The organism is Thalassovita aquimarina (genome assembly GCF_018219815.1).
Taxonomy (GTDB): domain Bacteria; phylum Pseudomonadota; class Alphaproteobacteria; order Rhodobacterales; family Rhodobacteraceae; genus Thalassobius; species Thalassobius aquimarinus.
Map to the genome: position 1 here is coordinate 1 of NZ_JADMKU010000029.1, position 11,834 is coordinate 11,834.

The window sequence follows — 11,834 nt, forward strand, 5'->3', positions numbered from 1 at the left end:
TCGTTCGTTTCATTGTCCGTCCTCATGTTGGGGCGGACTCTAGTTCCAAATGGTGGAAAAATCCCGTGGCAGGTCACGGGGAATGATCGCCTCTCCTTATATTGGTAGCCGCATTGTGCACCTGCTCATGCGACCGATATCTATTCAACCGGCCCGGGCGACCTCCTCTGGTGTGCGGCCGGCGGGGATATTTCCCAACAGAAGAAGCTCGGGCGGAACCGGTTCATTGGAATGCGGCGTTTCTGCCCCCTTTCCCCGCGCGCACGCATGGCGTAAAGAAGCGCGCAACAAGCGCCTTCGCAGAGAGACCTGACATGCAAGACCCAGCCATCACGCCGGACCTGATCGAAGCTCACGGGATCAGCCCCGATGAATATGCCACGATCCTGCAGATCCTGAACCGCGACCCGAACTTCACCGAGCTGGGGATCTTTTCGGCGATGTGGAACGAACACTGTTCCTACAAATCATCGAAGAAATGGCTGCGGACCCTGCCGACCGAAGGCCCGCAGGTGATCTGCGGCCCCGGCGAAAACGCCGGTATCGTCGATATCGGTGACGGCCAGGCCATCGTGTTCAAGATGGAAAGCCACAACCACCCGTCCTACATCGAACCCTATCAGGGCGCGGCGACCGGCGTCGGCGGCATCCTGCGCGACGTCTTCACCATGGGCGCGCGCCCCATCGCGGCGATGAATTCGCTGAGCTTCGGCGAAGTTAGTCACCCCAAAACCAAGCAGTTGGTGCATGGCGTTGTCGAGGGCATCGGCGGCTACGGCAACTGCTTCGGCGTGCCCACCGTGGGCGGCGAGGTCCGCTTCGACCCGGCCTATAACGGCAACTGCCTGGTCAACGCCTTTGCGGCCGGCCTGATCGATACCGACAAGATCTTCTATTCGGCGGCTTCCGGCGTCGGCATGCCGGTGGTGTACCTCGGCGCCAAGACCGGGCGCGACGGCGTCGGCGGCGCGACCATGGCCAGCGCCGAGTTCGACGAAACCATCGAGGAAAAGCGCCCCACCGTTCAGGTCGGTGACCCGTTCACCGAAAAGCGCCTGATGGAAGCGACGCTGGAACTGATGCAGACCGGCGCGGTGATTTCCATTCAGGACATGGGCGCGGCCGGGCTGACCTGTTCGGCCGTGGAAATGGGCGACAAGGGACAACTGGGCATCAAGCTGCAGCTCGACGACGTCCCGCAGCGCGAAGCGGACATGACCGCCTATGAAATGATGCTGTCGGAAAGCCAGGAACGCATGCTGATGGTGCTGCGCCCGGAAAAGGAAGCCGAGGCGCGCGCAGTGTTCGAAAAGTGGGACCTGGATTTCGCCATCGTCGGCGAAACCATCCCCGAGGACCGTTTCCTGATCCTGCATGGCGACGAGGTGAAGGCCGACCTGCCGCTGTCGCGGTTGAGCTCCAGCGCGCCGGAATACGACCGCCCGTGGGAATCCACCGCCACCGCCGAACCGCTAGCCGATGTTCCGGCAGTCGATCCGATCGACGGGCTGAAGGCGCTGATCGGGTCGCCCAACTACGCCGCCAAGCAATGGGTCTATGAACAATACGACACCATGGTGATGGCCGACACGCTGCGCACCCCGGGGCTGGGTGCGGGGATCGTGCGCATCCACGGCACCGACAAATCGGTCGCCTTCACCTCCGACGTCACCCCGCGCTACGTCAAGGCCAACCCGGTCGAGGGCGGCAAGCAGGCGGTGGCCGAGGCCTACCGCAACCTGACCGCCGTCGGCGCGACGCCGCTGGCCACCACCGACAACCTGAATTTCGGCAACCCCGAAAAGCCCGAGATCATGGGCCAGTTCGTCGGCGCGATTCAGGGCATCGGCGAAGCGGTCGCGGCGCTGGACACGCCGATCGTGTCGGGCAACGTTTCGCTTTACAATGAAACCGACGGCACGGCGATCCTGCCGACACCGACGATCTGCGCCGTGGGTCTGATCGCCAAACCCGAGGACGCGATCCTCGACACCGCGCGCGACGGTCACGTGGCGCTGGTTGTCGGCGACACGGCCGGCCATCTGGGTCAATCGGCGCTGCTGGCCGAAGTGTTCAACCGACAGGACGGCGACGCGCCCCGCGTCGATCTGGAGGCGGAAAAGCGCAACGGCGATTTCATCCGCGCCAATCATGAATTGATCCGCGCCTGTACCGACCTCAGCGATGGCGGGCTGGCGATGGCGGCGTTCGAAATGGCCGAGGCCGGTGGCGTCGGTGTCACGATCGACGAAACCGACATGGCGCAACTGTTCGGCGAGGATCAGGCGCGCTACCTGATCGCCTGCAACTTCGACCAGGCCGAAGCGCTGATGACCGAGGCCGGCAAGGCCGGCGTCACCATCAAAACGGTGGGCAAGTTCCACGGCGACACGGTGAAACTGGGGGATGCCGAAGCGCCACTGGATGAGCTCGCGGCACTGTTCCGCGGCGCCTTCGAAGCGGCCGTGGGCTGACGACATGGGAACGGAGTGCCCTGATCTGCCGGCGCTCACCGAAGATTGTGAAAGCTGCGCAGCCCTGTGCTGCGTGGCTTATCCATTTGATGCGGATGAGGATTTCGCCCTTCTGAAGCAGGCCGACACCCCCTGCCCTAAACTTGGGGAGGATTTCCGCTGCACCATCCACAAGGACCTGAAACAAAAGGGCTTTGGCGGCTGCGTCGCCTATTCCTGCGCTGGCGCCGGTCAGCGCATCACGCAGGAACTGTTCGCGGGGGAAACCTGGCGCGATGATCCCGATCTGATCTGGCACATGGCCCATGCGCTGCGGGTTTTGCGGCCGATCCATGAGGCGCTCTTGCTGTTGAAACAGGCACAAGCTCTGGCGATTCCGCCAGAGCGGGCGGCCGAGGGCCGTGCCCTGATGGCTGCGATGTGCCCCGAGGCCCCGACCTCGATCCACGATTTCGAGGAACCGAACGTGCAGGAAGCGCTTGCCGCGGTACCCCGTTACCTCAAATCGCTGGCGCAATACGTTTAGGTCCCCCCAAATGCCTCTGCGCGCGCATCGGACATGGCGTCAGGGCGATCTAAGGTACGTAATAAATCCATCTTTTCCGCATTGCGTGTCCGCGCTCTCTTGCACCGACCCGTAAGCCACCCTAATTTCACAATAAGAACGCGCGATAAGGAGACCCAAATGGCTGTCTATGCACAGGAGCTCGAAGACCTGCTCCGCAAGGCTTTCCCGAATGCCCAGATCACTGTCGAAGGCAGCGATGGCAAGCACATGTCTGCGATGGTGGTGGATGAAAGCTTCCGCGGCATGAACCGGGTGCAGCAGCAGCGCGCCGTCTATGCCGCGTTGAAGGGCAAGATGGACGGGGCAAATGGCGAATTGCACGCCTTGGCCCTGACCACCAAGGCACCGGAGTGAGTTGGGGGGCGATCATAGCCCTTGGATTGATCGTCCTGCTTTGCTTTGGCGTCTGGTTGGAGTTGCGCGCGAAAAAAGGAAAATATAGGCCTTTGAGAGAAACGCAGCCTTCCGCCTCTAAGGTCAGTGTAACGACCCCGAACTCCGCAACGTGTCTAGGTACTCAAGGAATAGTGGGTCTATCCGAAAGGCGTATGGAAGAAGAGGCTGAAAACCGGCGTCACCGCCACAACCAAACCAAGCGCGCCGAACATGACGGGCGCATCGCCAGACAGAAGAAAATTCGCCCTTGGGACAATATGTAAGGGCAAGAAGAAGGAAACGCAGATGAGCGACGCAAAAACCCGCATCGACGAAACCGTGAAATCGAACGACGTGGTGCTTTACATGAAAGGCACCAAGGACATGCCGCAATGCGGTTTTTCCAGCCGCGTGGCAGGTGTTCTGAACTACATGGGTGTCGATTACGCCGACGTGAACGTGCTGGCCGATGAAGACATCCGCCAGGGCATCAAGGACTATTCCGACTGGCCGACCATCCCGCAGCTTTACGTGAAGGGCGAATTCGTCGGCGGCTGCGACATCATCACCGAGATGACGCTGTCGGGCGAACTGGACACGCTGTTCGACGAAAACGGCGTCGGCTACGACAAGGACGCGGCGGACAAGATCCGCGAAGCGAACGCCTGAGACGATGACGGCAAGAGGCCATAACTCTTGCCATTACTTCCGGGGGGCGCGGCGATGAAACGTCCCGCGCCCCTTCGGATTCTGTGGGATCACCACAAACCAACGCTGGCGCTGCTGGTATTGGCGCTGGCGGTGGCACTGTTTTTCGCCAGCCGGTTCGTGCTGCACTGGGTTTACTGGCACGATCAGCGCGCCACGCATCCCGATCTCGAACCGTGGATGACCGTCGGTTTCATCGCCCATTCCTGGCACCGGCCGCCGGAATCGGTGGCGGTCCTGATCGGCAATCCCGATGACCTGCGCCGCAAATCTCTGGAAGACATCGCCAAGGACCAGAACAGACCCGTCGAAGACCTGATCGCGGAACTGACGGCGCTGCTGGAAACGGATCGGCCATGACCGAAACTCTGTTGGAACTGCTGCCCGATTACGGTGCGCCGTTCCTGGGGCTGATCACGCTGCTCAGTTGCCTGGCGCTGCCGGTTCCTGCCTCGCTGTTCATGATGGCCGCGGGCGGTTTCGCCGCCGCCGGGGACCTGCCGCTGGGGCTGACCGTGCTCGCCGCGCTGACCGGCGCGGTGCTGGGCGATCAGATCGGGTTCCTGCTGGGACGGGGCGGATCGGGCGTGCTGCAACGAATGGAAAGGCGCGGTGGCAAACAGGCACAGGCGCTGGCCCGCGCCACCGCACTGACCCGCAAGCGCGGCAATATCGCGGTCTTTCTGTCGCGTTGGCTGCTCAGCCCGCTGGGGCCTTACGTGAACTACGCCGCAGGCGCCGCCCGGATGCGCTGGCACCGGTTTTCGCTGGCCAGCATCAGCGGCGAAACCGTCTGGGTCATGGTCTATGTCGGGTTGGGCGCCGGGGCGATGGACCAGCTCAGCACGCTTTGGCCGATGATCAGCGACATGCTGGGGTTGCTGGCGGCGGTGTCGGTGGCGCTGCTGCTGGTGCTTCGGCTCTGGCACCTGCTGCAGATCCACCGGCAGGCACATCCGCGCAAACGGCGCGGAGACCGGGGTTAAGCCCCGGCCTTTTCCTCGACCTCGTCGGCCAGAGCTTCGGCCCGGGCGGCGATTTCGGCCAGCGTATCGGTCACGATCTGCGGGATCACCGGCACCTCGACCTTTTCCGCCTCGGGCGGGGGCGCGTCTCGCAGCCGCGTCAGTTCCGCTTCCTTTTCCGCCAGCTGCGCTTCGAGAGTGCTGATCCGGTCTTCGACGCCGGCGGTCTTGTCGGCCAGCATCAGCCCCGCCATCAGCAGCATCCGCGCCTCGGGCAACCGCCCGATCTGCTGCGCCAGCACCGAGGCTTCCGCGTCGAGCATCGCGGCCGCCGAATGCAGGAAATGTTCCTCGCCTTCCTGGCAGGCGACTTCAAAGGCGCGTCCGCCGATTTGGATTTCAACTTCGGGCATCAGGCCTCTTCCTTCTCGTCCGCTTTATCGATCAGGGTTTCCAGCGTCGCCGCGATCGCCGCCGTTTCCGCCGCTTCCGCCGCCCGTTCGGCCCGCAGCGCATCGAGCTCGGCCTGCAGCGCGGCATTGACCGCCTCGGCCGCCGTTTCGGCAGTGGCCTCGCGCAGCGCCGCGTTGGCCCCGCGCAGTTCCTCGCTGGTCGCTTTCAACTGCTGCTGCGCGGCTTCCATCCCGGCCATCGCCGATTTCAGATCCCTGAGCTGCAGTTCGGCCTCGGTTTCCTGCCTGTCGAGCTTGGCGCGCAACGCCTTCAGCCGCTCTTCCAGCTGGGCGTTGGCCAGCTTTTCATCCTCCAGCGCCTGCCGCAGCTCCGCCGTCTCGTCAGACGCATCCGTGTCGGGTTCTGCTGCGACAGCCGTTTCTGCTGCCGCGCCAAAGCTTTCGACGCCTTTCGCGATGCGGTCCATCGCGGCGGTGATGCGGCGTTCCAATTCGCTGATCTCGCTCATTCGCCTCTGCCCTCTGTTCTTATCGTCCCGCTCGGCAAATACGCTTGCGCGAATCAAAATGGCGGGTCTTCGCCCAAAGTTTACCCAATGAAATGGGAAAATGCGCCCCCCAAGCGAGGTCTTACCCTACCCTACCGCTTGATCTTCGGCCAAGGGCTGTTATGAGCAGCGCCAAGAAAGCCAGATCAAAGGACGTCTCCCGTGGATATTTCTGCCCTGCGTACTGCGAACCCCGAACATTGGTCTAAGGCGGCTGCGATCCGCGCCCTGACGCTGGATGCGATCCACGCGGCAAACTCGGGCCATTCCGGCATGCCGATGGGCATGGCCGATGTCGCCACCGTTTTGTTCGAAAAGCACCTCAAGTTCGACGCCGCCGCCCCCTACTGGCCGGACCGTGACCGGTTCATCCTGTCGGCGGGCCACGGATCGATGCTGCTTTATTCGCTGCTCTACCTGACCGGCAACGAAGACATCACGCTGGAGGAAATCCGCAATTTCCGCCAGTGGGGTTCCAAAACCGCCGGCCACCCGGAATACGGCCATGCCTCGGGCGTGGAAACCACCACCGGGCCGCTGGGACAGGGCATTTCCAACGCCGTCGGCTTCGCCATGGCCGAAGAGATTCTGCGCGGCCGCTATGGCAAGAAGCTCGTCGATCACTACACCTACGTGATCGCCGGTGACGGCTGCCTGATGGAAGGCGTCAGCCAGGAAGCGATCGGCCTTGCCGGGCGCCATCAGCTGTCCAAGCTGATCGTGTTCTGGGACAACAACAACATCACCATCGACGGCAGCGTCGATCTGGCCGACCGCACCGACCAGCTGCAGCGCTTCAAGGCGTCGGGCTGGCACGTGCAGGAAATCGACGGCCATGACCCGAAGGCCATCGACGACGCCATCGTCGCGGCCAAGAAGGCCGGCAAGCCCTCGATGATCGCCTGCAAGACCCATATCGCTCTGGGCTCCTCGGCGCAGGACACCTCCAAGGGCCACGGCGCGCTGACCGACGAGAAACTGATCGCCGATGCCAAGGACGCCTATGGCTGGACCTACGGTCCGTTCGAAGTGCCCGCCGATCTGAAGGCGCAGTGGGAAGCGATCGGCGCGCGCGGCGCCGCCGACCGGGCCGAATGGGAAGCGCGGCTTGCCTCGGTGTCCGACCGCAAGCAGGAAGAATTCAACCGCATCTTCGAACGCGGCGTGCCCAAACGCCTGTCGGCCACCATCCGCGCGCTGAAAAAGCAGATCAGCGAAGAGGCCCCCAAGGTCGCCACCCGCAAGTCCAGCGAAATGGTGCTGGAAGTGATCAACCCGATCATGCCCGAAACTGTCGGCGGATCGGCCGACCTGACCGGGTCGAACAACACCCTGACCGGCGACATGGGCGTCTTCGACATCGACAACCGCAGCGGTCGCTACATCCACTGGGGTGTGCGTGAACACGGCATGGCGGCGGCGATGAACGGTATGGCGCTGCATGGCGGCGTGCGCCCCTATGGTGGCACCTTCATGGCCTTCACCGATTACGCCCGCCCGGCGATGCGTCTGGCCGCGCTGATGAAGATCCCGACCGTATTCGTGATGACCCACGATTCAATCGGTCTGGGCGAAGACGGCCCGACCCACCAGCCGGTGGAACACGTCGCGATCAGCCGCGCCACCCCGAACACCATGGTGTTCCGCCCCGCCGACACGATCGAGACGGCGGAGGCCTGGGAACTTGCGCTGAATTCCAAGGAAACCCCGTCGGTGCTGTCGCTGACCCGCCAGGGCCTGCCCACCGTGCGCACCAAGCACACCACCAAGAACCTGACCGCCCAAGGCGGTTACGTCCTGGCCGAGGCCGAAGGCAAGCGCCGGGCAATCCTGATCGCCACCGGGTCGGAAGTGGAAATCGCGCTGGCCGCGCGTGATCTGCTGCAGGCCGAAGGCATCGGCACCCGCGTCGTGTCGATGCCCTGCATGGAGCTGTTCGCCGATCAGGCCGCCGCCTATCGCAAGCGCGTGCTGCCCGCCGGTCCCGTCCGCGTCGGCATCGAAGCCGGCGTGCGGATCGGCGGCTGGGATCGCCTGCTGCTGGGCGAGCGTGGCCGCGAAGCCAAGGCCGGGTTCATCGGCATGTCCGATTTCGGTGCCTCGGCCCCGGCGGGCGTGCTGTACGAAAAATTCGGCATCACCGCCGAGGCGACGGTTGCGAAGGTGAAAGAGCTGCTGGGCTGACCGGCAGGCGGGCTGAACGCCCACCCTACGGGATTTGGCAGAGGGCCGTGCGAAAGCGCGGCCCTTTGTTTTTCCGGCGCCGGGGGTTAGGAGGGCTGCCCCCGCCGTTGAACTTTAAGTATTACCCTATCTCGTAGGTAAAATATTCGGTCACCTCATTTATAGAGCGACGCAACAACTCTTGCATTTTCAGACACTTCGGCTCTCTTTGAGACATGACGAAGCTGATTCTAATGCACAAGGCTGACTCGATCTACGACGACGAGCCGGACGTGGTATACGACTTTCCGCGCGCCTACCTAAAGGCCGTCCAAGAGGCTGTCGGCGATTGGGTGATCTACTACGAGCCGGTAAAGGCCGGGCCGCGGGGTTATTTTGCCGTTGCCCGCGTATCCGAAGTCATCGAGAAACCTGGAGCCGAGGGGCGATACCTAGCCTTGATCGAGCCGGGAAGTTTTCTCCCCTTCGATCGCGAAGTGCCACGCTTGCTAGATGGTCGCCCATTAGAGACAGCGCTTTCCGCACCAGACGGGGCACCGAAGAAGGGGGGCGCCGTGCAGTCGGCTGTTCGGCGTCTGCCGGAAACTGATTTTGCCCGGATCATCAATCTCGGCCTGCCGCAGGAACTCGAATACATGGAAGCTGTGCGGTATGACCTCCATACCCCCGCGCTTCAAGACGAGGCACTAATCTTCGATCGGCCGGTGCTGGAAAGGTTGACCCGCCGCCCTTACCGCGACATCGCCTTTCGCAGAAAGGTACGCGAGGCCTACGGCTATCGTTGCGCCATGTCCGGGCTGCAGCTGCGCAACGGTGGCGGCCGGCCCGAGGTCCAAGCCGCGCATATCCGACCGGTCGAGAAGCAGGGCAGCGACTCCGTCAGGAACGGCCTGGCCTTGTCCGGTACGCTACACTGGATGTTCGATCGCGGGCTGATTTCCGTCGCCGAGGATTGCGAGACCATTCTGGTGTCTCGCAACAAGGTGCCCGATGATGTTGTTGGGCGCCTCATCCGTCCCGATGGAAAGCTGGTCCCACCGCTTGATATCCGCAATGCGCCGCATCCCGCCAACCTTCGCTGGCATCGCGAGAATGTCTTCGGGCAAGCAGTGCTCAATGAAGGCACGCCTTGGGGATAGCAGCTGCCGGTTTCCACCCGGCCACAGTCTTCGAGAGGAAGAAGCTCAGTGCGCGGTCTTCTTGCCCGATAGCGCTGCGATGAGCGGGCCGACGAGGCGGGTGGCGACCGGGATCAGAATGAACCCGTAGGCCAGGCCCAGGATACCGTCGGCCAGCGCCGTCACGCCCCATTCCATCGCGCCGCGCGCGGTGTCGGAGACCGAATGGCCGATGGCGACGGCGATTTGATGGATGTCTTCATAGGGGTGATGCAGCCCCAGATCGTGCATCCCGTGGATCATGATCGAGCCGCCGACCCACAACATCGCGGCAGTGCCGACAATGGACAGGATTTGCATCAGGACCGGCATGAATTTCACCAACCCGCGCCCGAAGCCCTGGCCGAAGCCCGTGCGCGCGTTTTGCGCCACGTAGAGCCCGACATCGTCCATCTTCACGATCAGCGCCACCGAGCCGTAGATCGCCAGCGTCACCACGATGCCGACCAGCCCGAGGGCGGCGGCCTCCAGCCAGAACGTCCCTTCGGGGATCGCCGACAGCGCGATGGTCATGATTTCAGCAGACAGGATGAAATCGGTCTTGATCGCGCCGCTGACCTTCTGCTGCTCCAGATGGCCAGGGTCCTGTACCGACATGTCCTGTTCGATATGCTTGTCGCCATGCGGGAACAGCGTGTGGAAAATCTTTTCCGCGCCTTCGAAACACAGGTAGCTGCCGCCCAGCATCAGCAAGGGCGTGATCAGCCATGGGGCGAAATTGGCCAGCAGCATCGCGGCAGGCAGCAGGATCACCAGCTTGTTGAAAAACGACCCCCGGGCGATTTTCCAGATGATCGGCAATTCCCGCGCCGGCGCGAATCCCTGCACGTATTTCGGCGTCACCGCCGCGTCGTCGATGATCACCCCCGCGGTCTTGCCCCCCGCCTTCGACGCCGCGGCGGCGATGTCGTCGACGCTGGTGGCTGCCACCTTGGCGATGGCCGCGACGTCGTCCAAAAGCGCGAGAAGACCGCTCATACCTGTACCTCATGCATTGCTGGGGCCAACTTAGAGGATGTGGCGAACGGGGCAAGCCCGAAGCGGAACCGCAGCTTTGGGATGCGTTAGCGCAACCGCGCTATGTTTACGCTAACACGCTTTCAAATAACCGATTTCTCCCTTCACGCTGGGACCGGGCGCGGCTATACGCCCCCCTGAACATTCGATTAAGGAGCGTGACCCCATGACCATTACCGTCGGCATTAATGGATTTGGCCGTATCGGCCGCTGCACCCTGTCGCATATCGCCGAAAGCGCGCGCGAGGACGTCGAGGTGGTCAAGGTCAACGCAACCGGCCCGCTGGAAACCGCCGCCCACCTGATCCGCTATGACTCGGTCCATGGCCGTTTCCCCCGCGAAGTGACCACCGGCGAGGGCTGGATGGATCTGGGCCGTGGCCGGATGGAAATGTTTTCGACCTATGACATGGACGAACTGGACTGGTTCGGCGTCGACGTGGTGCTGGAATGCACCGGCAAGTTCAACGACGGCGAGAAGGCCAAAAAACACCTGGAACGCGGCGCCAAGTCGGTTCTGATCTCGGCGCCGGCCAAGAACGTGCAGAAAACCATCGTTATGGGCGTCAACGACGACCAGCTGACCGGCGACGACGTGATGGTGTCGAACGGGTCCTGCACCACCAACTGCCTGGCGCCGCTGGCCAAGGCGCTGAACGACAAGATCGGCATTGAATCGGGTATCATGACCACGATCCATTCCTATACCGGCGACCAGCCGACGCTGGACCGCCGCCACAAGGACCTGTACCGCGCCCGCGCCGCCGCGATGTCGATGATCCCGACTTCGACCGGTGCGGCAAAAGCCCTGGGCGAGGTTCTCCCGGCGCTGAAGGGCAAGCTCGACGGGTCCGCCGTGCGGGTGCCCACCCCGAACGTGTCGGCTGTCGACCTGACCTTCGTTGCCGGTCGTGACGTGACCGAGGAAGAGGTCAACGCCGTGGTCGCCGAGGCCGCCGCGGGCCCGATGAAGGGTATCCTGGGCTATGACACCGAAAAGAAAGTGTCGGTCGATTTCAACCACACCGAGGAAAGCTCGATCTTTGCGGCCGACCAGACCAAGGTGATCGGCGGCCGCCTGGTGCGGGTGCTGAGCTGGTACGACAACGAATGGGGTTTCTCCTGCCGCATGGCCGACGTGGCCGTCGCAATGGGCCAGCGCCTGAAGTAGGCGCTTGCCTCGGGCGGCACGGTTGGGCATGAATTGGCACAACGCCAACTTGCCCGGACCCGCCTGCAGATGACAAACCAGATCGCCATCGGACTTGGCCTTGTGATCGTCGCCTTCATCGGCGGCGATCTTGCTTTGACCGGGGGCAACAACCTTCTATTCTTGGGCCGGAAATTCGCCGATCTGCTGGAGTGGCTGGCCTTCTGGCGCTGATCTGACGCGACGTTGCGCAA

Annotated in this window: 13 protein-coding genes; 10 read left to right on the plus strand and 3 right to left on the minus strand. The window is 63.0% G+C overall.

The features are described from left to right. Positions 1–314 precede the first annotated feature (314 nt). The 6 genes from purL to IT775_RS19970 all read left to right on the plus strand — a co-directional run bounded on the left by purL (position 315) and on the right by IT775_RS19970 (position 5,111). Positions 315–2,474, plus strand: coding sequence for a phosphoribosylformylglycinamidine synthase subunit PurL (gene purL / locus IT775_RS19945; protein ID WP_212703006.1), 2,160 nt, complete (start codon positions 315–317; stop codon positions 2,472–2,474). A 73-nt stretch (positions 2,475–2,547) separates the two neighbouring features. Continuing rightward, positions 2,548–3,000: a hypothetical protein gene (locus IT775_RS19950; RefSeq protein ID WP_212703007.1), complete on the plus strand. Its 453-nt coding sequence runs from the start codon at positions 2,548–2,550 to the stop codon at positions 2,998–3,000. A gap of 159 nt (positions 3,001–3,159) precedes the next feature. Further along, a complete protein-coding gene (locus IT775_RS19955; RefSeq protein WP_212703008.1) occupies positions 3,160–3,396 on the plus strand; it encodes a BolA/IbaG family iron-sulfur metabolism protein in 237 nt (78 codons plus the stop codon). A 327-nt stretch (positions 3,397–3,723) separates the two neighbouring features. Further along, positions 3,724–4,086, plus strand: coding sequence for a Grx4 family monothiol glutaredoxin (gene grxD / locus IT775_RS19960; protein ID WP_212703009.1), 363 nt, complete (start codon positions 3,724–3,726; stop codon positions 4,084–4,086). Positions 4,087–4,140: 54 nt separating this feature from the next. Beyond that, positions 4,141–4,485 carry a hypothetical protein gene (locus tag IT775_RS19965; RefSeq protein WP_212703010.1) on the plus strand — a complete coding sequence of 115 codons (345 nt, stop codon included), beginning with the start codon at positions 4,141–4,143 and terminating at the stop codon, positions 4,483–4,485. Then, positions 4,482–5,111: a DedA family protein gene (locus IT775_RS19970; RefSeq protein ID WP_212703011.1), complete on the plus strand. Its 630-nt coding sequence runs from the start codon at positions 4,482–4,484 to the stop codon at positions 5,109–5,111. The genes IT775_RS19965 and IT775_RS19970 overlap by 4 nt, the downstream gene beginning before the upstream one ends. Here IT775_RS19970 and IT775_RS19975 read toward each other — a convergent pair. Together IT775_RS19975 and IT775_RS19980 are read right to left on the minus strand one after the other, a co-directional pair. Continuing rightward, positions 5,108–5,503: a cell division protein ZapA gene (locus IT775_RS19975; protein ID WP_212703012.1), complete on the minus strand. Its 396-nt coding sequence runs from the start codon at positions 5,501–5,503 to the stop codon at positions 5,108–5,110. The genes IT775_RS19970 and IT775_RS19975 overlap by 4 nt on opposite strands. Next, the gene (locus tag IT775_RS19980; protein ID WP_212703013.1) at positions 5,503–6,012 is read right to left on the minus strand and encodes a hypothetical protein; all 510 of its coding nucleotides are present in this window, start codon (positions 6,010–6,012) and stop codon (positions 5,503–5,505) included. The genes IT775_RS19975 and IT775_RS19980 overlap by 1 nt, the downstream gene beginning before the upstream one ends. Positions 6,013–6,213: 201 nt before the next feature. Here IT775_RS19980 and tkt point away from each other — a divergent pair, with 201 nt between their 5' ends. Both tkt and IT775_RS19990 read left to right on the plus strand, forming a co-directional pair. Further along, on the plus strand, positions 6,214–8,235 hold the full coding sequence (tkt, locus tag IT775_RS19985) for a transketolase (protein WP_212703014.1): 2,022 nt from the start codon (positions 6,214–6,216) through the stop codon (positions 8,233–8,235). Positions 8,236–8,450: 215 nt separating this feature from the next. Then, positions 8,451–9,374, plus strand: coding sequence for an HNH endonuclease (locus IT775_RS19990; RefSeq protein ID WP_212703015.1), 924 nt, complete (start codon positions 8,451–8,453; stop codon positions 9,372–9,374). A gap of 45 nt (positions 9,375–9,419) precedes the next feature. Here IT775_RS19990 and IT775_RS19995 read toward each other — a convergent pair whose 3' ends face one another. Beyond that, positions 9,420–10,391: a DUF808 domain-containing protein gene (locus tag IT775_RS19995; RefSeq protein WP_212703016.1), complete on the minus strand. Its 972-nt coding sequence runs from the start codon at positions 10,389–10,391 to the stop codon at positions 9,420–9,422. 205 nt (positions 10,392–10,596) lie between these two features. Between IT775_RS19995 and gap the strand changes: the two genes are divergently transcribed. Then, positions 10,597–11,601, plus strand: coding sequence for a type I glyceraldehyde-3-phosphate dehydrogenase (gene gap, locus IT775_RS20000; RefSeq protein ID WP_212703017.1), 1,005 nt, complete (start codon positions 10,597–10,599; stop codon positions 11,599–11,601). 69 nt (positions 11,602–11,670) lie between these two features. Next, positions 11,671–11,814 carry a hypothetical protein gene (locus tag IT775_RS20005; RefSeq protein WP_212703018.1) on the plus strand — a complete coding sequence of 48 codons (144 nt, stop codon included), beginning with the start codon at positions 11,671–11,673 and terminating at the stop codon, positions 11,812–11,814. Positions 11,815–11,834 lie beyond the last annotated feature (20 nt).